The 25,085-nt window shown below is 38.2% G+C and carries 27 protein-coding genes; 11 read left to right on the top strand and 16 right to left on the bottom strand.

Annotated features, from left to right (window positions below):
* Positions 1–320: 320 nt before the first annotated feature.
* Positions 321–836 carry a YwhD family protein gene (locus H131_RS04690; RefSeq protein WP_010857918.1) on the bottom strand — a complete coding sequence of 172 codons (516 nt, stop codon included), beginning with the start codon at positions 834–836 and terminating at the stop codon, positions 321–323.
* A 201-nt stretch (positions 837–1,037) separates the two neighbouring features.
* Here H131_RS04690 and H131_RS04685 point away from each other — a divergent pair, with 201 nt between their 5' ends.
* Both H131_RS04685 and H131_RS04680 read left to right on the top strand, forming a co-directional pair.
* Positions 1,038–1,223, top strand: coding sequence for a 2-hydroxymuconate tautomerase (locus H131_RS04685; protein ID WP_010857917.1), 186 nt, complete (start codon positions 1,038–1,040; stop codon positions 1,221–1,223).
* A 175-nt stretch (positions 1,224–1,398) separates the two neighbouring features.
* The gene (locus H131_RS04680; protein WP_010857916.1) at positions 1,399–2,067 is read left to right on the top strand and encodes a class A sortase; all 669 of its coding nucleotides are present in this window, start codon (positions 1,399–1,401) and stop codon (positions 2,065–2,067) included.
* Between the two features lie 70 nt (positions 2,068–2,137).
* Here H131_RS04680 and H131_RS25820 read toward each other — a convergent pair whose 3' ends face one another.
* The 3 genes from H131_RS25820 to H131_RS04665 all read right to left on the bottom strand — a co-directional run bounded on the left by H131_RS25820 (position 2,138) and on the right by H131_RS04665 (position 9,577).
* A complete protein-coding gene (locus tag H131_RS25820) occupies positions 2,138–7,273 on the bottom strand; it encodes a collagen binding domain-containing protein (RefSeq protein ID WP_010857915.1) in 5,136 nt (1,711 codons plus the stop codon).
* 518 nt (positions 7,274–7,791) lie between these two features.
* On the bottom strand, positions 7,792–9,096 hold the full coding sequence (locus tag H131_RS04670) for an HD domain-containing protein (RefSeq protein WP_036131064.1): 1,305 nt from the start codon (positions 9,094–9,096) through the stop codon (positions 7,792–7,794).
* Positions 9,097–9,349: 253 nt separating this feature from the next.
* Complete coding sequence (locus H131_RS04665) at positions 9,350–9,577, bottom strand: YuzB family protein (RefSeq protein WP_010857913.1); 228 nt, start codon at positions 9,575–9,577, stop codon at positions 9,350–9,352.
* Positions 9,578–9,811: 234 nt separating this feature from the next.
* On the opposite strand from H131_RS04665, the gene H131_RS04660 reads away from it, so the two are divergent.
* Complete coding sequence (locus H131_RS04660) at positions 9,812–10,459, top strand: RsfA family transcriptional regulator (protein WP_010857912.1); 648 nt, start codon at positions 9,812–9,814, stop codon at positions 10,457–10,459.
* Between the two features lie 40 nt (positions 10,460–10,499).
* Here H131_RS04660 and lipL read toward each other — a convergent pair whose 3' ends face one another.
* Positions 10,500–11,333: an octanoyl-[GcvH]:protein N-octanoyltransferase gene (gene lipL / locus H131_RS04655; protein ID WP_010857911.1), complete on the bottom strand. Its 834-nt coding sequence runs from the start codon at positions 11,331–11,333 to the stop codon at positions 10,500–10,502.
* A gap of 157 nt (positions 11,334–11,490) precedes the next feature.
* Between lipL and hemQ the strand changes: the two genes are divergently transcribed.
* Positions 11,491–12,240 (top strand): hydrogen peroxide-dependent heme synthase, encoded by a 750-nt coding sequence (gene hemQ, locus H131_RS04650; protein WP_010857910.1) that lies wholly within the window; start codon positions 11,491–11,493, stop codon positions 12,238–12,240.
* A gap of 165 nt (positions 12,241–12,405) precedes the next feature.
* On the opposite strand, the gene H131_RS04645 is transcribed toward hemQ, so the two are convergent.
* Positions 12,406–12,588 (bottom strand): hypothetical protein, encoded by a 183-nt coding sequence (locus H131_RS04645; RefSeq protein WP_010857909.1) that lies wholly within the window; start codon positions 12,586–12,588, stop codon positions 12,406–12,408.
* Positions 12,589–12,809: 221 nt separating this feature from the next.
* Positions 12,810–12,980, bottom strand: a complete 171-nt coding sequence (locus H131_RS24910; RefSeq protein ID WP_010857908.1) for a hypothetical protein — start codon at positions 12,978–12,980, stop codon at positions 12,810–12,812.
* Positions 12,981–13,222: 242 nt separating this feature from the next.
* On the opposite strand from H131_RS24910, the gene H131_RS04635 reads away from it, so the two are divergent.
* Complete coding sequence (locus tag H131_RS04635; RefSeq protein WP_010857907.1) at positions 13,223–13,648, top strand: cell wall hydrolase; 426 nt, start codon at positions 13,223–13,225, stop codon at positions 13,646–13,648.
* 20 nt (positions 13,649–13,668) lie between these two features.
* Positions 13,669–14,004 carry a spore coat protein GerQ gene (gene gerQ / locus H131_RS04630; RefSeq protein ID WP_010857906.1) on the top strand — a complete coding sequence of 112 codons (336 nt, stop codon included), beginning with the start codon at positions 13,669–13,671 and terminating at the stop codon, positions 14,002–14,004.
* A gap of 40 nt (positions 14,005–14,044) precedes the next feature.
* Here gerQ and H131_RS04625 read toward each other — a convergent pair whose 3' ends face one another.
* The 5 genes from H131_RS04625 to H131_RS04605 all read right to left on the bottom strand — a co-directional run bounded on the left by H131_RS04625 (position 14,045) and on the right by H131_RS04605 (position 17,124).
* Positions 14,045–15,223 carry a M20 family metallopeptidase gene (locus tag H131_RS04625; protein WP_010857905.1) on the bottom strand — a complete coding sequence of 393 codons (1,179 nt, stop codon included), beginning with the start codon at positions 15,221–15,223 and terminating at the stop codon, positions 14,045–14,047.
* 234 nt (positions 15,224–15,457) lie between these two features.
* Complete coding sequence (locus H131_RS04620; protein ID WP_010857904.1) at positions 15,458–15,838, bottom strand: DUF423 domain-containing protein; 381 nt, start codon at positions 15,836–15,838, stop codon at positions 15,458–15,460.
* A gap of 90 nt (positions 15,839–15,928) precedes the next feature.
* Entirely contained in the window at positions 15,929–16,195 is a 267-nt protein-coding gene (locus H131_RS04615; protein ID WP_010857903.1) for a YwdI family protein, read from the bottom strand.
* Positions 16,192–16,371: a hypothetical protein gene (locus H131_RS25200; RefSeq protein WP_010857902.1), complete on the bottom strand. Its 180-nt coding sequence runs from the start codon at positions 16,369–16,371 to the stop codon at positions 16,192–16,194. Before H131_RS25200 ends, H131_RS04615 begins: the two co-directional genes overlap by 4 nt.
* Before the next feature lie 75 nt (positions 16,372–16,446).
* Positions 16,447–17,124: a uracil-DNA glycosylase gene (locus H131_RS04605; RefSeq protein ID WP_010857901.1), complete on the bottom strand. Its 678-nt coding sequence runs from the start codon at positions 17,122–17,124 to the stop codon at positions 16,447–16,449.
* Between the two features lie 175 nt (positions 17,125–17,299).
* On the opposite strand from H131_RS04605, the gene thiD reads away from it, so the two are divergent.
* Positions 17,300–18,130, top strand: a complete 831-nt coding sequence (gene thiD / locus H131_RS04600) for a bifunctional hydroxymethylpyrimidine kinase/phosphomethylpyrimidine kinase (protein WP_010857900.1) — start codon at positions 17,300–17,302, stop codon at positions 18,128–18,130.
* Positions 18,131–18,232: 102 nt separating this feature from the next.
* On the opposite strand, the gene H131_RS04595 is transcribed toward thiD, so the two are convergent.
* On the bottom strand, positions 18,233–18,781 hold the full coding sequence (locus tag H131_RS04595; RefSeq protein ID WP_010857899.1) for an acyl-CoA thioesterase: 549 nt from the start codon (positions 18,779–18,781) through the stop codon (positions 18,233–18,235).
* Positions 18,782–18,951: 170 nt separating this feature from the next.
* Between H131_RS04595 and H131_RS04590 the strand changes: the two genes are divergently transcribed.
* Positions 18,952–19,233, top strand: a complete 282-nt coding sequence (locus H131_RS04590) for a hypothetical protein (protein ID WP_010857898.1) — start codon at positions 18,952–18,954, stop codon at positions 19,231–19,233.
* 74 nt (positions 19,234–19,307) lie between these two features.
* Here H131_RS04590 and H131_RS04585 read toward each other — a convergent pair whose 3' ends face one another.
* Both H131_RS04585 and exaC read right to left on the bottom strand, forming a co-directional pair.
* Positions 19,308–19,670, bottom strand: a complete 363-nt coding sequence (locus H131_RS04585) for a DUF779 domain-containing protein (protein WP_010857897.1) — start codon at positions 19,668–19,670, stop codon at positions 19,308–19,310.
* 21 nt (positions 19,671–19,691) lie between these two features.
* Positions 19,692–21,212: an acetaldehyde dehydrogenase ExaC gene (exaC, locus tag H131_RS04580; protein ID WP_010857896.1), complete on the bottom strand. Its 1,521-nt coding sequence runs from the start codon at positions 21,210–21,212 to the stop codon at positions 19,692–19,694.
* A gap of 304 nt (positions 21,213–21,516) precedes the next feature.
* On the opposite strand from exaC, the gene H131_RS04575 reads away from it, so the two are divergent.
* Together H131_RS04575 and bshB2 are read left to right on the top strand one after the other, a co-directional pair.
* Entirely contained in the window at positions 21,517–21,867 is a 351-nt protein-coding gene (locus H131_RS04575) for a YojF family protein (RefSeq protein ID WP_010857895.1), read from the top strand.
* Between the two features lie 13 nt (positions 21,868–21,880).
* The gene (gene bshB2, locus H131_RS04570) at positions 21,881–22,570 is read left to right on the top strand and encodes a bacillithiol biosynthesis deacetylase BshB2 (protein WP_010857894.1); all 690 of its coding nucleotides are present in this window, start codon (positions 21,881–21,883) and stop codon (positions 22,568–22,570) included.
* Between the two features lie 48 nt (positions 22,571–22,618).
* Here the strand turns inward: bshB2 and H131_RS04565 are convergent, their stop codons facing one another.
* Positions 22,619–23,362, bottom strand: coding sequence for a TerC family protein (locus tag H131_RS04565; protein ID WP_010857893.1), 744 nt, complete (start codon positions 23,360–23,362; stop codon positions 22,619–22,621).
* Between the two features lie 293 nt (positions 23,363–23,655).
* Between H131_RS04565 and ilvA the strand changes: the two genes are divergently transcribed.
* Positions 23,656–24,918: a threonine ammonia-lyase IlvA gene (gene ilvA, locus H131_RS04560; RefSeq protein ID WP_010857892.1), complete on the top strand. Its 1,263-nt coding sequence runs from the start codon at positions 23,656–23,658 to the stop codon at positions 24,916–24,918.
* The last annotated feature ends 167 nt before the right edge of the window (positions 24,919–25,085 follow it).

Genomic DNA, 25,085 nt, shown 5'->3' with positions numbered 1-25,085 from the left:
ATGGGTAAGACACGTTATAATTAGTGAACGCTCTCGACAAAAATTATAAATAAAAAAAAGCTTTCTCTTCCCCGGAGACGTGTCCGTGGGAACAGAAAGCTTTTCTTGTTTTATGGTCAGCGGAAAGGATGAGAATCATGGGGCATTCGGCTTGGGTTGTTCAAATGCCGCATAGCGCTCATCTCAATTCGCGAGACCAAGTGTCCTAGCTTACTAAAATGTAAGCTCTGCATCAAGTGTACTTTTTTTCACAACCACTTTCAACCTTATATCGAAAGCGATCGTAAAATGTCACAGATTGTTCAATCATTGCAGGTTGTTTATACAAATAAGTCTTGACGTAATTGCTCCTCACTACGTGTCCAAAGCTCTGGATTGAGCTCTTCAAGGAAAGAAGCAAGTATTTTTTTAGAAGGCGCATCCATATGTTCTACCAGTATATGACGCTTCATTGACTTATCCATTTTGTTAACGTGATCAGCTAAAATTTTATATCCACGACGTTTTTCTCGATTTACCACCATTTCACAGGCTGTCACTCCCGCATAGTAAGGTCCATCCTGTTTATGATCAATTGTCACCCATACTAACCAGTATGGCTTTCCACCCTCAGAATCGGCACGATCAGTCGTAAATTTAATACCTCGTTCTACATCACTACGTGCATGCATAGCACCAATTTCAACCGATGCTCTACCCTCTTCTATGTCAATAATGACTGGTGACACGTTTTCCAGTGAAAGCGAGCCGACACCAAAGCCTTTATGGCCATCCGTTGGGTCATTTTTTATAATAGTAAAACCCATTTTTGGTTTTGGTTTTTCTTCATTTGCCATACTTTAATTTCCTCCATTCTGCTATTATAAAGGAAAGCATATTCGCGCACTTTCCTGACGTCGCCACGCCATCCGAGGTATATCGGAAACCTTGATTAAAGCGACTTTTACTTGTCACGCGAATGCCTAAACACTAAGTAAGAAGTTTATATTTCCTTATAAACTAACTATACAACATAATTCCATAAAGGAGGCAATATTATGCCATACGTAACAGTGAAAATGATTGAAGGTCGTACAGACGAACAAAAACGCGCCCTAGTAAAGGAAGTAACAGAAGCCGTTTCTCGCACAGTCAACGCACCTGCTGAAACCGTGACAGTTTTCATCGAAGAAATGTCTAAAAACCATATTGGCGTTGCAGGCGTTCGCTTTAGCGATAAATAATAAGTGATACGGGTAGAGCAACTTAACGCGCTTTCCTTTTTTAAAATCCACTGAAGACTGTCAGCGCAAAGTTAGGTTCTATCAGCGAAGTTATACTCTTATTGGCGCTTTCCTTAGACCTATCAGCGGTGTTTGCTCTTCATTACATAAAACACACTTGGAGGTGACCATTTTAATGAAGAAACTTAAACTGACACTCCTGATTTGTATGCTAATCATCGGCCTTCTACTGATATTTATTAATCCTATACAAAATGCTATTATTGCTCATTTGAGCGAACAATTAACTACAACTGATTACAGCACTGAAGATATTGAAGAAAACAAAAATGCAACTGCAGATTTTGAATTTGAAGCGGTGCAATCTCTTTCCATTGGTGAGGTTTTAAAGGCTCAAACGAAGTTAGATAAAATGCCTGTCATTGGTAGTATTGCTGTACCAAGTGTTGGAATGCAACTGCCTATCGTCAAAGGTGTTGGTAATGTCTCACTTGCTGTTGGCGCAGGAACTATGAAGCCTAATCAAAAGCTCGGAAAAGGGAACTATGCATTAGCAGGCCATTACTTTGAAGAAAAGGATATTTTATTCAGCCCATTGTACAATGCTAAAGTCGGCGATACGATTTATTTATCAGATTTAACGAATGTTTATGAATATAAATTAACTACAAAGGAAATCATCTCAGCTACAGATGTTTTCGTTATTGATGATATTCCTGATAAAACTATTTTGACTCTCATTACATGTGCTGATAATGGTACAAAACGACTTGCAGTTCAAGCCGACTATATAGAGCAATATCCTTTCGACGAAGCATCGTCAAAACTATCAGAGTCGTTCTAATGACAATAATCTAACAATACCTATAGAAAAAACCCCAAGACTGTAAAATCTTGGGGTTTCTTATGCAGAATTATTTCATTCCAGCAGTGCGACGACGCAAGAAGAACACTGCACCTAAAACGAGAAGTAAACCAATTAGTGTTAGGACTTTTTGATCTGCTCCATCTGTTTGTGGAAGCTTGCCTTTCGTATTTAATTGCGCTTCCAATTGTTTAGCAGCCGCTTTGATCTTGTCAATATCAAGAGACTGTGCTACTACTGCCTGTTCCTCTTTAGGTAAATTATTAAATTTATTGAGGAAATCCTTATACTCATCTAACGTGTCTTTAGTTGCCGTAGAAGGATTATATGGCGGTAAGTTTTTCCCTTGGTCAATGACATCTTGTACAGATGGTTTAGACGTTTCTGGTTTTCCAGGTGTCACTGGCTTTTCTGGGTCAACTGGTTTCTCCGATTCCGGTGTTGGCTTTTCTGGATCTACTGGTTGCTCCGGATCTGGTGTTGGCTTACTTGGATCTACTGGCTTCTCCGGATCTGGTGTTGGTTTGCTTGGATCTACTGGCTTTTCTGGGTCTGGCGTCCAACCACCACCTGTTGATGTAGGTTTTACTAGTGCTGAACATGTATCTTTTACTGTAAACGAGCCAATTAAACGACTTCCCTCATATACATAGTACGTACCTTGTTTAATGGCTTTGTTTGGTAAGACAATTGTTCCTGCTACACTAGTTGTTAGAATTTCATTGTTGTCTGCATCTTTAATACTGTTACTAGCTGCGTCTTTTATTGTTATCTTTGCATTCGCAAGTGGTGTTCCAAATTCAGTTTGCACTGTTAATGTAAATGATGGACATGTAGGTGCTGCTACTACTTCTGCCTCACAATTTACTGAATACTGAACTGTTATTTGGCCAATGAATAATTCACCTTGATATACATTGTACTCACCAGATGGAATATCTGTAGAAGGAATATTAATTTGACCTAATTCATTTGTCGTTTTGTTTGTAGCAATAGTTGCGCCCGTTTTATCTTTTATTGTTATATTGTTAACGTTAGCGCGTACATTACCATTTTCATGTTTCACCGTTAATGTAAATTGTGGACATGCTGGCACTGGTTGGACTGTTGCTTCACAATCTGTAGTTACTGTAAACTCTCCAACTTCTTTTGCCCCATCATAGACCACATATTTTCCTGGTTCCAGATTAGTAATTTTCACTTTTCCCTCTTTATCAGTAGGGTTGATAGTTTGTGTAATATTAGTATTCGTATCTACATTTTTAATTGTAACAGTCACACCTTCACGTGGTTTACCATCTACATCATTCACAGTTAATGTAAATACAGGGCATGTAGGTGCTTGTTTTACTTCTGTTTCACAACCATTTTTATAACTAACTACTACTTCGCTAAGGAATTGTTTGCCTTCATAAAGATCGTACTTTCCTGATGGAATATTTGGTAGAACTTTAAATTTTCCGTTCTCGTCAGTTGTTGTTGAGATAATCTCATTTCCTGCCTTATCCTTTAATGTCACTGCTACATTTACACGTAGATTATCATCCTTGTCTTTTAATGTAATTGTGAATTGTGTGCATGAATTAGTAGGCTGTAATTCAGCATGGCATTCATTTTTACCGTATTTCACAGTCACATTTCCAAGTTCTTCAGTACCATCAAATACTTTATATGAACCTGCTTTAACTGCCTTAGAACCTTCACGTGGGATAATTACTTTCCCCTCGCTAATTGTTGTACCTGTAAATTTCACATTGCCCTTATCATCTTGTAATGTGATTTCTTTATTAACAACAAGCTCACCATCAATATCTTTGATAGTTAGTGTAAAGTTTGGACACATCTCTCCAGAATTAACAACTTTAACATTTTCTACTTCAGTTCCTTTATCTGGTACTAAAATGGTGTCAGTAGTTGCATCTAATTTAAATAATTGATCGTCCATTTTCGAATAACCATCAGGTGCCGCAACCTCTCTCACATAGTATGTGCCGTAATTAATGGAATTGAATTCAAAGTAACCATCAACACCAGAAGTAGCTTTAGCAATAACATATACATTACTTCCAACTTTTTTGGTTAATTCAAACTCTACGCCAGCAAGTGCATGTTTTTCACCTGTTGATGGATTAAAACCTATTTTTTTAAATTTTGCGTTTCCTTTTGTTAATTGGAAGTCGGTATCTGAGCTACTGAAACTGAAAGTATTCTGTTCACCTGATCCTGTTTCTTGGTTTTTACTTGTAGCATCATTAAACGTTATTTTCGCACTATTGCTAAACGCTTGACCATTTTGACCTAATCCGATTGTTTTGTACTGGACTTGGTAGCCTTTTTTCGTTAGGTCACCAAAGTTAAGTGAAAAGCCACCAGTCACTTTATCGTAATCTACTGTTACACCAAACTCGGATGGGTTTTTCCAAGTCGAAGATGCCCCTTCAGAGATACCTGTTGCATTCACAACATAAGGTCGAATCTGAATAGAATCTGGAATAAGCATTAAATTACCAGATGGTGTATCTGTTAAGACAACATTTTTTAAAGTAGAATGTGATTTATTTACATCTATTTTCCAAGTAATTGTTTGATTACTATTATTACCTGACGATGTGATATTCTTCGATAATAAATCATTCGCTACATCGACCTTAACTGATGCTGTTAGTTCATAAGTTTTCGTCTCGCCCAATGTTTTAAATTTAGCTGTATTGGTATAAGTGTCACCTTTTTCATTAGCATTATTCGATTCAATGCCTACAATATGATTGGAATCCTTTGTTTTATACTCTATAAGGTACACATTATTATTTGTTGCTGCATCTAAACCTTTGAATCTTAGCGTGTAACCCTTTTTATCTTGTGCCACCGTTAAGTCATACTTACTAGAGTCTAATATGTCTCCTCTAGTCCCAGCATTATCATCACCTGTTGTAAGCGTATAATGATAGACAGTAAATGACGTATCGTTGATTTCATGCCCATCACCTAGCACATCGGTTAATAGCGCTCCATTAATATCTTTCTTATTAATGTTCACTTTAACTTCCCAAGTGAATTCTTGATCTAAATAGTTGAATTCCCCTGACTTGCTACCATTATTTTGAGTTGTAGTGGCTGGTGTATAATCAGCTTCTTTAGTGATTTCATATGTCTCGTCACTAGTCCACTTAGCTGTAGCTGTATTACCGTATCCACCATCTACAACAGAGCCGTCATCTGCAATAGCAAATGATGTTTTATAGGTAATTGTCGCTGTTTGACCTTTTGCAATAGTACCATCTGTTAAAGTGAACCCTTTGCTTAAGTCATGTTCATCGATAAGCGCAATAGTGTGCCCCGTCATATTGTTTATAGTAATATCATGGACTCCACCAACAAGTGTATGCTTACCTTTTTTATTAGCTGTTTCAAACGTATCGGCGATTTTCAATCCGTTAATAGCTTTATTATCGGCTTTTACTGTAATCGTCCAAGTAATTTCTTTTGTGTCAAAGTTTATGGAACGTGATTTTCTTAAAATGTTTTCTGTCATTGTGTGAGGAGCTGTTTTTGTAATCGTTCCATTTGTCACTGTGTTCGTTAGCGATTCCCCAGTCCCTGTGTAGAAATCTTTAGTATAGTAAGCATCATACTTGATTTTATAGGCTTCTGTTACTGAGTCATCAAATTTTAGCTCGAAGCCATCTGAAATCTTATTGACGGAGTAATTACTAAATTCAATAGGTGTTCCTATTTCATTGCCATATTCATCTACCTGCACTTTGTAAACTAAAATAGTATCTGTATCAATTTTATGTGCACCTGGCAGTGTGTCTACAATAACAGGATTGTCTATCTTCACTTCATTATAGTTGTATTTAATTTCCCATGAAGATTTGTAGTTATCCCCTGATACTAGACTTTTCTTAAGTGCATCACCGTATTTGATCTTCTGTGTGGCAACATCCGAAGTTTCTGAATCACTACCATTATTTAATGTAACAGTATTATTAAAAGATTTTTCTCCCTCTGGATTAGTCTCAATTACTTTTGTTTGATAGTTCACTTTATATGCATATTTACCATTTAATGAAATATCAGCGAAGTTAGCATTTTCTAGGTAAGTAGGATTTGCTGTATCCTCTTTATATCCATTTAAACCTATTTCGTATTGAGTCACTTGAACAGAGCCTAGTATAACTTCATGCATAGCGCTATTGCTAACACTCGTATTATCTGTTAGAGTAGCACCATTTAAGTCCTTGCCAGCTCGGTTAACCCAAACTTCCCAATCGATGATTCTTTCACCGTTTACTGATTTAACACCTTTACTTTCTTTTGAAATCTTCTGATTGCTTGTTGATGGAAGGAATGTAATTGTAACGGTTTCCTCTCCACCTTTACCATCAGGAATGACTACTTCTTGCTCTAAGCTATCATCATATAGATTAAAGCCTGATTCAAATGTGGCAATAAGCTTTACATCACTACCTATTAAGTTTGGATCAGTAATGGTTTCATCTAATTTAACAGTTACTGTTTGACCAACTGTTGTGTAAGAAAACGCCGGATTATTTGGACCTGCCGACTTAAATCCTTGGAAGTTTTTTTGGTAGTCTATAATAGACGCTGGTAAATCAAACGTAAAATAATCTCCCGCTGCATGCGTATTCTCTAAGTTTGCTGTAAATGTAAATGTAATTGTTGCTGTTTGACCCTGTTGGAGTTCTTTGTCATAAGATGGCGCTGTGACCATTTCTCCATTAATTAGCATTTCAAAATCTACTGCAGATACTGGTATTTCCTGTGGTACACCAGCATTTAATATCGCTGGCACATCTGGAGGATTTGGTAAAATTGCATCTTTAGCCGCACCCTCTGTTGTTGGGTCGTTCTCTTCTGTTACAGTGTCCTCTCCCTCAGTTGTTGCTTCACCATTACCATTTGTCTCAGAATCAATTGAAGTTGAACCATCCGGCTGTCCTGGTGTTTGTTCACCTGTAACCTCTTCCTCTACTGTCCCTTCACTAGTACTAGTGCCTCCAGTGGTAGGTGTAGGTGCCCCACTTTCTGGTGTCGCTGTTTCTTCAGGTACCAGATCAGTTGTTGCTGGAGGATTTAGTTCTTCCGCAAACACTGAAATTGGTGATAGCACCGTTTGGAATACGAGCAACATTGTGATGATTGCTAAATTTATTTTCTTCATGTTTCTCTCCTTTTTAAGTTCAGAGAGTTACCTGTAGGTGTTTGTTGACGACATGCATCCTTTCTAAATCTAGGAAAGGTATGCTACAAACATTAGGTTTGTCCCTCTTCCCTCCAAATAACTTGTCGTCATGGCGAATACATCAAAAACAATACTACACGCGGTAGACTATCATGGTGACTTCTTATTGTGTATGTACACAATTGCATGTATCCAAAATAACTGGTGTGACGCCTTTTATAATTGACCTCACCCCCTTTTAGATTTTAGATACATTATAGTAAACAGTACTGAACAAATTCTAAACAATTCCATAATTTTCGTTAACAAATCCCTATAGTAATTTGTAATTCTTCCGGTTGACGTGTTTTTATACATTACAAAAAGCACTAATCCAGTCCTCACTCCGAGTAGGTTTAGTGCTTTTTTATCATTAATATATGACTATGAGTAATTTATCGTCTTCTATCTAATATTCATTCTTTATTAAAAAAATTTTTTTTGTCATCACAAATATTTCATCGACCTTGTAAGAGTGTCAATATTTGTTTCTTCACAATCGAATTTGTACTACTATCCTCTAAGAAATCTAGTGGAAAGTATACTTTATGATCGCGTTTCATACGCCCAGAAATAGAATCCACAATTATGGATTCACGTGAGAGTTCACGTAACTCGCCATTTTTCATTTCTAGAAAAATGGGGACACGTACTTCTTCCTCTCCTGGTCGATAAAAATCATAAGGCAAGTCGGCGGTAGTATCATGCACAAGATAGTAGTCGGGATTTAAGTCAGCTTGCTTAAATAACTCTTGTAGCTTTTGGTATTTGTCCAATTCAACGCCGGGATCTAAATCGATGTATTGAAATAACTTGCGATTTACAAAACGACGACTTAAGTCACTTAAAATAGCATCTTCCTCTTGCATCCATAATTGAAAATAAGTAAAAAGGATACTTTCATCTAGTGCTAAATAGTCCTCCAACGTAATCGTGTTACGGAAAAAAGCCAAAAAGTGTGTAGGTTCGTGCTTAAACTTGTAGCCTACCATACTTAATTGTTTAGCTCTTTTTAAAATATTATTTAATATAACCTCCGCGCTACGTGATACAGGATGGAAATAAATTTGTAAGTACATTTGATAGCGACTCATAATGTAATCCTCTACCGCATGCATGCCGGTCGCTTTTATCACTACCTGATTTTTGCGAGGGCGCATTACCCGTAAAATACGCTCCATATCGAAATGGCCATAGCTCACACCTGTAAAATAGGCGTCTCGTTGTAGGTAATCCATACGGTCGGCATCTATTTGACTAGAAATTAAACTTACGACTTGCTTATTTGGATAAGTTTTTTCAATTACTTGTGAAACTTTTTCTGGGAAGTCTAGTGCAACTTTTTTCAGCACGGCATTGACTTCTGTATCACCAAGTAATATTTGCCTTGTAAAGAATTCATGATCAAGCTCAAAGACATTTTCAAAAGCATGTGAGAAAGGACCGTGCCCTAAATCATGTAAAAGGGCTGCACAAAGTACAAGCAATCGTTCGCTTTCATCCCATTCTGGGCGACCTGTAAAAATATCATCAACAATGCGGCGCACAATTTCATAAACACCCAGTGAGTGACTGAAACGGCTATGCTCTGCTCCATGGAATACTAAAAACGTTGTACCGAGCTGGCGAATTCTGCGCAATCGTTGGAATTCTCTTGTACCCACTAAATCCCAAATTACTTGGTCTCGTACGTGTACATAACGATGAACTGGATCCTTGAATACTTTCTCTTCTTGCAATTTTGCGTTTGCATAATGTGTCATTTGTACAGCACCTCCCATTTCGTATTTCTTCTATTATATGCAATACTTGTAGGACTAGCATATACATTACTCTGTAATTATAGCGACTATCAACCTAATTCAACGTATTATTGACTTATTTTAGGTTTCTATCGACCTAATAGCTAGGCGTATTCATCACCGCTACATCCATATGCGGCGCAAATACCTGGACTTTATTAATATTTACCATTATACAAAAAACTACCTTCAACAATGTGAAGATAGCTTCTTATTACTTACTTTTCAATTTCACTAAAACTTTTTCCATTAGCTCTTCTTCAGTGAGTGCAGCTACAGGGCGACTATTTACAAAGGTAAATGTTTTTTTACGACCTGGGCCACAATAAGAATGACAGCCAATTTCGATGGTTGCATCAGGATCGATTTCCTTTAATTTTGGAATTAAGGTTTTTAAGTTAACGGCCTGACATTCATCGCAAACTTTAAATTCGTTTGCCATTTTGTCAACAACCCTTTCTATATAGTATTTTTTCAAAAATAAACGATTCTAATGTACGTATGACCTTCACATATTTAAGTATGTAGCATACGCACAAACCTACATCGGGTATTGTATCGCATTTTTCACCTTGTATTCAAGCATAATTCCTCCCACATAGATGAATAAAAGGTTAAAAGATTGGTCATGCTAGAGATAAATAAGTAGTACCAAATTAAGGTGGGAGGTTTTAAAATGAGTAAAATAAGACAAGATGCTTGGTTAGAAGAAAATGATGAATTGTTAGCAGAGGCGGTAATTCGTCATGTTACAGAAGGAAGTACACAGTTAAATGCCTTTGAAGAAGCTGGTGATGCACTGAACCGTACTGCTGCTGCATGTGGTTTCCGTTGGAATGCTGTTGTTCGTAAGACTTATGAGGAACAATTAGCAGATGCAAAAAAAGAAAGAAAAGAGAGAATGCGAGTGTTAGGCGCTCCTGCAAGACGTCGTTCCTCTAATATTTTTGCAGTAAGTGGTAGTGATACAGAAAGCAAGTCCATTCCTTTATCAGCACTATCTCTTGATATTGTTATAGCGTACTTGCTACGTTTACAACATTCTGGTGAAATAGGTAATGAGTCTTCGAAATGGAGACAACTTGTACACGTAACATCTGAGAAAAATAAAAAACTAGAGAAGACCATTACACAGTTAGAAGAAGAAAACAGATCCATTCGTAGAGATTATGAGCAATTTGTGCAAATTATGAACCGAGCTAGACGACTCGTAACACTAGATGAAGAGGAAGAATACATTGCTCCTGTTTTCAAAATGGAGAAAAACGGAAATCTCGTTACGAGTAGTCCGTATCAAAACGAAAATGGCGATGTGCTTAGTTAGCAACATCGCCTTTTTTTATGGAGACATGCTAGTTACCCATTTACTTTGGTTCTAGCATTTTTGCATTTCGTTGTAAAACACGTTGTAAATAAAATGAATATAACGCTAATTCTTCATCGTGAAAGGGTGCCATATGAACTTCATGGGCTAAACCGTGAAGTACTTGTTGTAAACGAATAACAACAGTGTCAACGGTTAATGATGCATCCACTAGTTCGCTTAATGAGGCCATAACTGTGGGCACAATTTGGGGATACGTAAATTTTGTTTCCTCGCCCTGTAAGCTTTCCTCATAAAAATCGCGAATAAGGGCCGCTCGTTTTGCACCGCTCCCTTCAATACATAAATAAATTTGCACGGCAACACCTTGCCGTAAACGTCTCTGCGAAATACCGGCAAATTTTCTCCCTTGCATACTTAAATCATAGGAACCTGGACAATAGGACCCCACAATTTCATAGGCTTCAATTTTATCGGCTACTTCGGGGAATAATGCTTTCACAAGCGCAACCATGACATCGTAGCCAGCATCAATGCTCAGCGCTTCTGTTTGTTCTGATAAAACAATTGAAATATTAAGGACACCTGCATCAAGAACAACTGCTAGACCACCAGAATTACGAACAATCGGATGATAGCCCCGCGCTTCGAGCAATGTCATGCCTTGTTGCACATATGGTAAACGATGATCTTGAATACCAAGTACAACTGCAGCGTCATGTACCCATGTACGTATAGTTGGTGGAGATACAAGTTGTCCCACCAGTTGACATAAAGTATCATCTGTTGCAAAAGATTCAAGTGGCGAGTTATTTTTCATGCTGATGGATTGATCGTAGAAACGCCAAATCGGTTGTTGTAAAATACTGTTCATTTTGTAGTGCTCCTCTATTTACATCTCTTCTCTTTAGCATACATTATCTATTGAAGGTGTCAAATTAGTGAAATCGCTATCATGAACTTAGGGATTTGGAGCAAACTGTGATAAACTAAATGTGAATGATTTTCATTTATGAAGGAGTGTTTGAATAATGAATGAAGCAGCAATTACTTTAGATGGTTGGTACGCTTTACACGATTTCCGCTCAATTGACTGGGCTTCATGGAAACTAGTTTCTACTGAAGAACGTCAAGCAGCAGTTGAAGAATTTATTGCTTATTTAGACAAATTGAATGATGCAGATGTTGCTAAAACAGGTGCTCATGCATTTTACGCAATTGTAGGTCAAAAAGCTGACTTTATGATTATGACATTACGTGAAACAATGGATGAGCTACAAGAGATTGAAGCTGAATTTAACAAATTAGCAATTGCTGATTTTACAATTCCTACATATTCTTATGTATCTGTTGTGGAGCTTTCAAACTACTTAGCTGGGGAGTCAAATGAAGACCCATACCAAAATCCACATGTACGTGCACGACTATATCCTGAACTTCCACGTTCTAAATATGTCTGCTTCTACCCAATGGACAAGCGTCGCCAGGGCGATGATAATTGGTATATGCTTTCAATGGACGATCGCAAATCGTTAATGCGTTCTCACGGTATGATTGGCCGAGGCTATGCTGGTAAAGTAAAACAAATCATCACTGGTTCTGTTGGCTTCGACGATCACGAATGGGGCGTAACATTATTCGCAGACGACGTATTACAATTTAAAAAATTAGTATATGAAATGCGCTTTGACGAAGTTTCTGCTCGCTATGGCGAATTTGGTGCATTCTTCGTTGGTAACTTACTTGATAACGAAAAATTAGTGAAATTCTTAACTGTATAATTAGAAAAGTGCTTGTCGAAAAGAATGTCACGTCTTTACGCTTCTGCTAGTCTCTTGCAGCAAAAGAACATTTTGCTGTGAGCGTTAACCATGCATCAAGCGTACTGCACGACAATCGCTAAATGAAAGTGCGAGTCCATATAAGTGGGCTCGCATTTTTTAGGTTTAGGCTCCGTTTTCCTCACCGTTCTCCGATTCTAAGATTAAAATAATTGTATGGATAAAAAATCCCGTAAGTACCATTAGAATAATTAAATACCAACTATACGGTTGATGGTAGTACTCTGCTATTCCAATGGCTATGAATGCACTTACGAAAATTGCTACAAACATACCAATAATACGCATTGTAACACTCCTTCATGAAAGCAATGATAAATCCCACATTAGTATGTCACAATACATTTTCAATATACTTACAAAATATTGATATTTCCAAATCTTCATCACAAATAACAAAAAACAAAAAAGAGCCATCCCTCTACGATGGCACTTTTTCGCTTTCTTTTTCCTTGGGTACACAAAGGGGATTGTCTCATAAATAAGACATTCATTCCTTACACGGTATGTCATGAACTTTCATTCTTTACTTTCAAAATTAAAATAATCGTATGAATGAAAAAGCCCACGACAATGATTAGAATGAATAGATACCAATGGAGTGGCTGGCCGTAAAAACCGCCGAGCAAAAAAGCCAGCACAGCACTTATTAAAATACCAACCCATATACCAATCCCCATCTCTCTGTCACCTCACATGTATTCAATACACATGCAAACTATCTCCGGTTTCCCCAAACATCTTCTTACTCTATATTTACCCCTATATCAAAAAAATCGCTTACTGTGGACATCCCTACCCTGTATTACAGACCACTCGTTATTACTAATATATGCTTAATATTTTCAAAAGGTGAATTTCTTTCTCATCAAAATCAAACATGTCTACAATACCTTCATGCATATACTGTCTGCGAGGAGGTATGAAAATCGCTGTTATAAAGACGAATGATGCACAGACAGCTCTGCTCGCAAGGCTAATGCGTGCCGAAGCAGAAGGTGACGGAGATTTAGGTATGCTCATGGTCGGCAATGTTGGCGTCAATCGTGTCCGAGCAGATTGTCTTGATTTTGGTGATATTCGAACGCTTGAGCAAATGGTTTTTCAGCGTCCTGGAGGCTTTGAGGCAACAACAAAGGGCTATTTTTATCAACGTGCACGGTCACAAGATCTCAAATTAGCGAAAAGAGTTATTCAAGGTGAAAGATTTCATCCATCTACCCGCTCTCTTTGGTTTTTCATGCCACCGGGTGACTGCCCTGCGCAATGGTACGGTCAATGGAACACAGGTCGTTTTAAATCGCATTGCTTTTTCTCACCAACTGAAAGTGATTGTCCACAAATTTAATTGAAAGAAGGTTGTTACTTATGATGCCTTACTATTGGACACCGACACCTCAGCAACAAATGACACCTCCAGCAGTGACGCTTCCAAGCGGACGGCCACCCGGACGTGAAGAATCGTATATCGAAAACATTTTACGATTGAATCGCGGTAAGCCTGGAACTTTCCACTTTTCTTTTGAGCATGCTGTAGAACAAGGAAAGAACACGAAAACAGTACGAGGTGTGGTAGAAGCTGCTGGACGGGATCATGTGATATTACGTGAGCTGAAATCCAATCACCGGTTCTTATTCCCAATGATTTATTTTGACTTTGCCGAATATGATGAGGAAATGTCTTATTTTAACCAAAATCCATAACAAAAAAATAAGCTGTCCATAAAATTGGACAGCTCATTTTTTAATGATGATTTTGTAAATATTGCAATGTTGCTTTTCCTAATGTTTTTGCCGCAATTAACATTGCACGTTCGTCAAAATCAAAACGTGCATGATGATGTGGATAGGCTGTATCCCACTCAGGCTTTTTTGCACCTGTGAAGAAAAATGTACCTGGTACTTTTTCGAGATAATATGCAAAGTCTTCACCTATCATGAATGGTGGACATGTAATGACATTTTCAACCCCCGGTACATCAACTGCAAGCTGTGCAACAAATGCTGTTTCTTTTACATGGTTATAGACAGGTGGATAACCTCTAGTATAACGATATTCATAGCTTGCACCAAAGGCAAGGCAAGTCGCCTTTAATACAGTCTCCAACTCCTGTTCCATTTGCGTACGTACCTGCTCCTCAAATGTACGAACTGTCCCCGTCAATGCAACTCGTTCTGCAATGACATTGAACGGGTTAATCGCTTCAAAATGACCAATTGTTAAAACTGCAGATTTTAATGGATCAATACGGCGAGAGACAAGTTGCTGAGCATTGATGACAAACTGTGAAGCAAGCACAACAGCATCAATTGAATGATGTGGCTCCGCACCATGACCACCTTTTCCTTGAATAAGGATTTCCGCCTTATCGGCAGCGGCCATAATAGCACCATCGCGCACCAATATATCACCGAGCGGTGTTGGCGCCCATAAATGTGTACCAAAAATCACGTCTACTCCGTCTAAACAACCATCTTCAATCATCGGTTTGGCCCCACCCGGTGCAATTTCCTCCGCGTACTGATGAATAAACACCACATTACCGGCAAGCTCACCCTTCATGGCATTTAACGCCTTTGCGAGCCCAAGCAAAGTAGCTGTATGTCCATCATGTCCACATGCATGCATTTTACCAGCTATCTTTGACTTATAAGGAACTTCATTTTCCTCCTGAATCGCCAATGCATCAAAATCCGCACGTAGCGCCACCGTTTTTCCTGGTTTCGCACCATACAATGTAGCAACAACGCCACGTTCTCCCACCTGCTCGCGTACCTCATGCCCTAATGCTTTATGAAAAGCAGCAATATATGCTGGTGTTTCCACTTCTTCAAAAGATAACTCAGGATACTCATGTAAATGACGACGGATTGCTACTATTTCTTCATAGTTTTCATCGAGTAATGTAAATAATCTTTCCATATAGCATCTCCCCATTTTCTTATTGTCGAATTTTTCTGGTAATCATAGTGTACCTCATAAATCCTTACAAAAACAATAGGAATTGAATTTAATATGTATCTAGTATAGAGAGGAGAGTGATTGGCTAATTTTTTGATATTGATACACCCGTGCGGTTCTACCGGTTACCCAAGTAATGACCAATAAAAGCAAAATACTCCCTTACATTTTTATGTGAGGGAGTGATTGAAATTGTTATCTTGCTTGTTTAAGGACTGTTAGTATAATAAGTACCCATCCTGTTAAAAATAGCACCCCACCAATTGGTGTAATAGCACCTAACACTTTTATGCCGCTTAATGCTAACACATATAGGCTGCCGGAAAAGAAGACTATACCTAAGTTAAAGAAGATACCAGCTACATTTAATTGTTTTACTTCACCTAGTAATTTTGTGCTCATTAATAGACCAATCACAAGTAAGCCTGTCGCATGAAACATTTGGTATTGTACTGCCGTTTCCCAAATACCTTGGCCATAATCGTCTAATCTTTCTTTTAATGCATGTGCACCGAATGCACCAAATGCTACTGCTAAAAAGCCGTGAAGTGCGCCTGTGACAATAAATCTTTTCATGTCGTTTACCCTGCCTTTTATTTACTCGATAGTCTCATATTTGAGTTTCCTTAACACTTTAAGTAAAACCCAATTGTTCATTATCTTGGCTTAAAAATCAAAAATCGAATCGCCGTTTGCACCGTCATCCTCTTCAATCTTCGCTGTGTATATGCTCGATGGTGTAGACCCCGTAGCTAACATTTGTGGCAAATGTTTTGTTGGTGCCTTTGGAGCTTCTGCAGGAAGATCTAACACTACATCACATAACGCACGAATAGCCGTTAGTGTCTCACGTATTTGTTGTTCACTTGCTGCATTTTTTGCATCGGCTAATTGTTTTTCAAGTTGCTGTAGTACGGCTTGATAAGAAATCATTGCGCTCTCCCACTTTCTTCTTTTGGCACAAATTTTAAGCAGTTCATTCCAGAGGATTGTTTGACAACAACGGATGGTATTTGTTTTGTCTTAAAGCCGTATGCCACACAGGCTCGTGGTGTTTGCGGGTCCCATGTTACTTTAAAATATTGACATTTGAAACAATTCACCTGCATCGTTGTCCCTCTCTTTCTTCTATATTAACTGTACCATGATTTTTAATGTGTATAAAGTAAACGATTTGTGCCAATCTACACTAAACACCAGTCGATTGGTTTCTCCCCCCACGCTACTAGTTGTTCATTTACCCTGGAATAGGGCTTACTCCCAAAAAAACCACGGTATGCACTTAGTGGACTCGGATGTGGTGCTTCTAAGATGATATGGGGAGTTGAATAATTACAAATTAATTGTTTTTTTCGCTGCGCTGGTTTACCCCATAGCACAAAAATAATTGGCTTTTGTCTTGATGCTAGTTTTTCAATCACTGCATCTGTAAATTGCTCCCATCCTTGCTCCTTATGGGAATTCGCCTGACCTGCCCGTACTGTTAAAACTGTATTCAAGAGCATAACACCCTGTTGTGCCCATTTTGTTAACGTGCCATCCTGTGGAATGGGACAACCCATATCGTCCTGTAATTCTTGTAACATATTACGTAAACTTGGTGGATGTGAAATACCTGGCTTCACAGAAAAACTTAAACCATGTGCTTGGTTGGGACCATGATAAGGATCTTGTCCTAAAATCACGACCTTCACATCACGATAAGCTGTGGTATAAAACGCATTCATAACATCGTTCAACGGTGGATATATTGTTTGGGTTGAATTTTCGAATGCTACAAATTGACGGAGTGCTTGATAATATGGTTTTTCTAATTCATCAGCAAGTATTGTTTGCCAATCATTCGGGAAAACTTGTTTCATTGCAAATAAAAGCCCCTTTCTTTATATTACAACCGTACAAAAAAATAATGCCTAATTCAAGTTTAAGATAAAGCTGACCTTATAAAAATATTGATTTCTGACTATTTTTATAGAATCAGAATCAGACTATACTAGACGGTAACTTTAAACTTTTATTATAAAGGAGATCTTTCACATGGCTCTAAAAAAAACATTAACAATTGCAGGTTCAGATACATCAGGCGGCGCAGGTATGCAAGCCGATCTTAAAACATTCCAAGAACATGGCACATACGGTATGGTTGCACTAACAGTAGTCGTAACAATGGAGCCAAACGGTTGGACACACAATGTTACACCACTACCAACAGAGCTCTTACAAAAACAAATTGATACAGCACTATCGACAGGCATTGATGCTGTGAAAACAGGGATGCTTTCAACAGAAGAAATCATTCGTATTGCTGGCGACGCTATTGCAAAGTCTGGCACTTCAAACGTTGTCATTGACCCAGTTATGGTATGTAAAGGAGATGATGAGGTGTTAAACCCTGGTAACACAGATGCCATGATTCAACATCTATTACCACTTGCTGCTGTCACAACACCAAATCTTTTCGAAGCTGGTCAATTAGCTGGTACTGGTACACCAAAAACAATCGAGGACATGAAAGTAGCTGCTCGTAAAATTAACGAACTAGGTGCTAAAGCTGTCGTGATAAAAGGTGGTAAAGCATTAGCGACTGAAAAAGCTACAGACTTATTCTTCGATGGCACTACATTCTACTTGTTGGAATCGGAAAAAGTAGCTTCCACTTTTAATCACGGAGCAGGTTGTACGTTTGCTGCTTCTGTTACAGCGAACCTAGCAAACGGTCTATCTGTAAAAGAAGCTGTTATTGAAGCTAAAGAATTCGTATCAGCTGCAATTGCTCATGGTTGGGCGTTAAATGACTATGTTGGTCCAGTTATGCATGGTGCAAAATCACGCTTCGGCGCACCAGAAGTAACAGTAACTGAAATCTGATTCATAAGCGCACATATTTTTAAACTATAATGGCTAACTCATCAATATAACAAAACAAAAAGGCATCTGATTAGTGAATCTTAATACTAATCAGATGCCTTTTTACATGTAGTTCTCCATCAGTTCGAGCCGATAATCCCATGGATCGTTCATTGAAATAAAACGAGCCATGGCCTTACTTTCTTTTTTACGCTCAGTTCGTGCCTTTGCCCGTTCAGACGCAGTTTCATGTAATTTCGTCTCTTCAACAGTTTCAGGTATAACGCGCGGAACTGCTGCTGGTCGATTATTTTCATCTAATGCCACAAAGGTTAATAAAGCAGTTGCAGCCACTTTACGTTCTCCAGTTTTTAAATTTTCCGAAATAACCTTTACAAAGACCTCCATTGAAGAAGTTCCAGTCCATGTAACATAAGATTCGAAATACACTGAGTCTGTCGGGCGAATCGGATGCAAAAAATCCACAGAATCCGTCGAAGCTGTGACGCAATCTTTACGACTATGCTTTGCAGCAGAGATTGAGGCTACTTGGTCAATATCACTCATTAAACGCCCACCAAAAAGCGTATTATGATTGTTAACATCATTCGGAAAAACTCGGCTTGTCCGCATCACTCTTGATTCCTTACAATATTTAAACTCTTTATTCACAACATTTCCTCCTCAAAATTATCTTTTTGTCTTTTTATAATCCTATATTTTTCTAGGAAAATCAATTTTATTTACTGAAAATTAAGAATTTTATGCACAGAGAAAAAACTTGGACAAGATACCTTAGTGCATTACATACCATATATTAGCTGTATATGGGAGGGAGAAATATGAAAAAACGTAAACTTGAAGATACAACCGAAGAATCAAGATTGCTTTTTGATGAATTAACCGCCTCTAAAGTGGAAGTAATCGCTTCAATTGTTTTAACGCTCGGTTATTCGCTATCAACCCTCGCCACAATATTAGCCTTACAGGAGGAAGAAGAAGCAGCACAATTAAAATCGTCTAATTCACTTGATCAACATCAGCAATTTAAACAGATGTGTAAACAATTACAGTCTGTTAATGATCGTTTAGATTCAATTGAACAAAAACTCCATCGGTTTTAGAAGATACATACCCATTATCTATAAAAAACCACGATTCTCCGTCATAAAAGAGAATCGTGGTTTCCTTTGCTATATTAAAATAGTTTCTTAACTTCTTCATACTCATCTGCTGTGAACACTTTTGATTTCGTGATAAAATGCATTTCTTCTACACTATCTAAAGAAAAACTTGCACCTCTACCTACCATCGCATCAATAATCAATTGCGTATGTTTGAAATACTCATATTGTGCCCTGTGAATGTAGAAAGGAACGTCACCTATTGTACCAAGATAGATATCGTTGTCTCCAAGCTTAAAATCTCCTTCTACATAACACATCGGTACAGAGCCTTCACAGCAGCCGCCAGATTGATAAAACATGATAGCGCCATGTCTACTCTTAATAAGCTCAATTAATTTTAAAGCCTCTTTAGTGGCAATCACTTGTTCTACCATGTACTTATCCATCCTTTAAACTCAGAAGAAACCTTGCGCCTCTTCTTTATAGTTAACTAGTATACATTTGGTTTGTTGATAGTGATCAAGCATCATCGCATGATTTTCACGGCCGATACCTGAAAGTTTGAAACCGCCAAATGCAGCACCAGCTGGATATTGGTGATACGTATTAGTCCATACACGACCAGCTTGGATAGCGCGACCAGCGCGGTATGCTGTGTCACCAGAACGTGACCAAACACCAGCACCTAAACCGTATTCTGTATCATTTGCGATTTCCATTGCTTCATCAAAATCTTTAAATGTCGTTACACCAAGTACTGGACCAAAAATTTCTTCTTGGAAAATGCGCATTTTATTATGACCTTTGAATACTGTTGGTTTAATGTAGTTACCACCAGCAAGGTCACCGTCAAGAACATTTTCTTCCCCACCGATTAAACATTCAGCTCCTTCTTCTTTACCTAGTTGTAAATAAGAAAGGATTTTTTGTTTTTGTTGCTCTGACGCTTGAGCGCCCATCATCACTTCTGTATCCAGAGGGTTACCGATTTTAATAGCTTTTACGCGTTCTAAAGCACGTTCGATGAATTGATCGTAAATGGATTCGTGAATAAGAGCACGAGAAGGACAAGTACAAATTTCGCCTGAGTTTAAAGCGAACATAACGAAGCCTTCAATTGCTTTATTTAAATATTCATCATCAGCAGCCATCACATCTTCAAAAAATACGTTTGGTGATTTACCACCAAGTTCTAATGTTACTGGAATAATGTTTTCAGTTGCGTATTGCATAATTTGACGACCAACAGCAGTAGAACCAGTGAAGGCAATTTTAGCGATACGCTTATTTGTTGCAAGTGGTTTACCCACTTCAACACCGAAACCGTTCACGATATTTAGTACACCTTTTGGTAAAACATCTTGGATTGTTTCGATTAAAACTAATAATGAAACTGGTGTTTGCTCAGCGGGTTTCATGACGATACAGTTACCTGCCGCAAGTGCTGGCGCGATTTTCCAAGCTGCCATTAATATTGGGAAATTCCAAGGAATGATTTGACCAACTACACCTAGTGGCTCTTGGAAGTGATAAGCGACTGTGTCGTTATCTAATTGAGTTGTATGTCCTTCTTGCGCACGGATGGCACCTGCGAAATAACGGAAGTGGTCAGCTGCAAGAGGAATATCAGCATTTAATGTTTCACGCACGGCTTTACCGTTGTCCCAAGTTTCTGCGACAGCAATCATTTCTAAGTTCTCTTCAATGCGATCAGCAATTTTATTTAAAATAGCTGCACGTTCTGTTGCAGAAGTTTTCCCCCATGCATCTTTCGCCGCATGTGCCGCATCAAGTGCTAACTCAATATCTTCAACAGTTGAACGAGCTGCTTTTGTGAATACTTGACCTGTTACAGGTGTTTTATTCTCGAAATATTGACCTTTTACAGGAGCGACCCATTCGCCACCGATAAAGTTATCATATTTCTCTTTGAAATTTACAACTGCTCCTGGAGTATTAGGATTTGCATAAATCATAGTTTAAATCTCCCAACATTATAAATTATGAAACCGCATACAATATAAATCGAAGCGACAAGCGACTCGATTTATATGAATCAACTTTCATGTGTCCTATATTGCTACATTAATATAATTAATTCAAGTATTTGAACTTAAAAAAACTAACTTTATTGAATTACATAATTATCTTAATATATAGAAACCACAGATTCATCCAGAGAAGAAATTATCATTTGATGGATAATAGGGCATTCAATTTCCCTTTGTGACCTTTTTTAACTATACTTAAAAGGGAAACGATCGTGAAAGGAGTGTTAAGATGCAGGAAATACAGGTAGAGACGTTGCAGGAATTATTGAATTCTTTCGCCAATAAAGACGTTTACATTCATCTTGAGACGACAAACGGTTCTTATGCAGCACACTATGACGAAAATTTTTTTAATGCTGGTGCTTTTATTCGCAATGCAAAAATCAATTATGAACTAGCGAAAGTGGTGGATGATTCACCGCATCGTGTTGGTTTAAAAATGGTCCATGGATGGGTTTACGCCCAAGGCATCACACATTATGAATTAGATGATTTAGGCCGTTTGTTAATGGCTGGACTAGACTACTCTGGCAAATTGGCGATTGCACTTGAAATTAGCGAAACGCCATTTACTTATTAAGGGGGACGACTATTTGAATTTACAACCACAGCGTCATATTTTAATTGTTTACCCTCACCCTGATGATGAGGCTTTCTCAGTTGCTGGAACAATAGCTTATTATACAAAGAAAATGAATACGCCTGTTACATATGCCTGTTTAACACTAGGTGAGATGGGTCGTAATTTAGGTAATCCACCATTTGCAACGCGTGAATCATTGCCAGAAATTCGTCGCAAGGAGCTTGTAGCTGCTGCAGAGGCGATGGGTATTCAAGACTTGCGCATGCTTGGCCTCCGAGACAAAACAATCGAGTTTGAAGATGACGAAAAAATGGTGAAACTTGTTGAGGGCTTGATTGAAGAATTAATGCCATCACTTATTTTCACTTTCCTCCCTGGCTTTGCGGTACATCCAGATCACGAAGCAACTGCACGTGCTGTAGTGGAAGCCGTTCGTCGCATGCCAACAGCAGCGCGTCCACAAATTTTAGGCTGTGCCTTTGCCAATGATACAATCGAAAAAAATGGTGAACCACATATTCAATTAGATATAAGTGAAATGAAGATGGATAAATTAAAAGCGTTACAAGCTCATGCCTCTCAAACAGGTTGGATGATGCAAGAAACAGAAAAACGCATTGATGACGGCGAGCCAATGAGCGAAAGCTGGCTCAATGTTGAAAGGTTCTATATTATTAACCCCGATCAATATGTAAAATAAAAAACGGTTTTGTCCTCTTTAGTAAATGAGGACAGAACCGCTTTTCAATTAAGCCACTTTTAATTTATTGACCACATGCACAATCATTGTCATCACGAACGCGATGAGCAATACGACAAAAAACATATAATGCGGAATGTGCACGCCAAATACGGTAACGAGCATTTTGAGTGCAATAATACCAATAATGATAAATGCCGTTGACTCTAGTTCAGGTATTTTTTCAATGATGATTAAAAATGCACCTGCAATTGTGCGCATCATTAAAATGCCTAGCATTCCTCCAACTAATAATACCCACACTTGATCGGATATCGCGAAGGCAGCAAAAATAGAATCGATTGAAAATGCAATATCCATGAGTTCTACAGAAATAACAGTCGCCCAGAAAACGCCAAACAACCGAACCATTATCCCCGACTTTTTTACTTCCTTTAAACTATCCTCTTCCCCTATTTTTAAGAAATGGGCAATACAAATCCAACCTAAATACATTGCTCCTAACACTTTGATATACCAAAACTCTACAAGATAAACGCCTATTCCAATAAATAAGAAACGGAAAAAATATGCTCCTAGCATTCCATACATTAATGCTCTTTTCCGTTGCTTATTTGGTAAATGTTTAACAAGTACCGCTAGTACGAGCGCATTATCAGCTGATAGCAATCCCTCAATTATCACTAGTGATGATATTAATCCCCACGACACAGGATCAGCTAAAACTTCCCGCCACATCTCCCAATCGAAAAATTGCATATATGTAGATAGAATTCCATGAATGATTTCCAATACCTTACCCCCTACTTGCGCTAAGCTAGTCTAATATATGCTTAGCGTTCTTCTTTATGATCGTTAGGTATTTTCTGCGCAACTTGCATCGTAATGATAGTTCAATAAAACTCGATAAACAATCAATTATTCTCGAACACAATAAATTATTCTACAATACACGTTTATTGAATTTACTGTGTCCTCAAAATAGACACCGAAAATTTAGAATTTACTAAAAATTAATAACAAAAACCTGATAAAATATGCTATCATAAATGAATGTTTTATACGTAAAACGGAGGATGAATGCCATGGAAGTTGCTGAAACTAAAACTGTGCAAGTTGAGAATATCTTAATTGCACATCATTTCTTAAAAGATGTAGTTGTGCATACGCCACTACAAAAAAACGATTATTTATCAGAGAAGTATGGTGCTAGTATTTATTTTAAGCGCGAGGATTTGCAGCATGTACGCTCATTTAAACTTCGCGGTGCCTACTATAAAATCAAAAAAATTGAAGAAGAGGCACGTATTGCGGGAGTCGTCTGTGCAAGCGCAGGTAATCATGCACAAGGTGTTGCTTATGCCTGTGCTCAACTGAAAATACAGGCGAGTATTTTTATGCCTCAAACAACACCAAAACAAAAAATCGACCAAGTGCGTATGTTTGGTCGTGAATACGTAGAAATTATGCTAGCTGGTGATACATTTGATGATTCTGCCGAGAGTGCATTCGCTTACTGTGAGGAGCAAGAAAAAATCTTTATCCACCCATTTGATGATTTTGATGTTATTGCAGGCCAAGGAACTGTTGCCGTTGAAATCATGAATGACATGGAGGAGCCAATCGACTATGTATTCGGTAGCATCGGCGGTGGAGGTTTAATGTCAGGTGTCTCTGCCTATGTGAAAAACCTATCTCCAAATAGTAAAATTATTGGTGTTGAACCTGCTGGTGCAGGTAGTATGAAAGCGGCGTTTGCAGACGGTGGTGCTGTGGCACTTGACTGGATCGACAAATTCGTCGATGGTGCTGCGGTAAAATGTGTCGGCAACCACACATATGATGTTTGTCGCCGTTATTTAGACGACATCGTGTTGGTTCCTGAAGGAAAAGTATGTACAACTATATTAGATTTATATAATAAACATGCCATTATCGCAGAGCCTGCTGGTGCTTTATCAGTAGCTGCACTTGATAACTATAAAGAAGTAATTAAAGGGAAATCAGTCGTTGTCATCATCAGTGGCGGCAACAATGATATCGGTCGTATGCAAGAGATTAAAGAGAAATCTCTAATTCATGAAGGCTTACTATACTACTTCATTGTGAGCTTCCCTCAACGAGCTGGTGCTCTTCGCCAATTTCTAACAAGTGTCCTAGGGCCGAATGATGATATTACCACTTTTGAATATACGAAGAAAAACAACAAGGAAAGTGGACCTGCACTAGTTGGTATTGAACTCGGCAACCGAAACGACTATGAAGGACTACTTGCTCGCATGAAAGAGTTTGGCTTCAATTATAAAGAAGTTAATAATGACCTTCAATTGTTTGGCTTGTTAGTATAAGATTTTTCGTCACACTTGCTTGTATGCGAGTGTGATTTTTTTGTGGATTTCAGCATTTCTTTATTTATGCAACAAACTTCGATTTTATCGATAACTTTTGTTTGTTTATCACCCAACTTTAAAAAAATATCGACATCTATCTTACATGCGACACTACCTGACCGCTC

It is taken from the genome of Lysinibacillus sphaericus OT4b.31, assembly GCF_000392615.1.
In the GTDB taxonomy this organism is placed as follows: Bacteria; Bacillota; Bacilli; order Bacillales_A; family Planococcaceae; genus Lysinibacillus; species Lysinibacillus sphaericus_B.
This window is presented reverse-complemented; position numbering and strand designations above follow the sequence as displayed.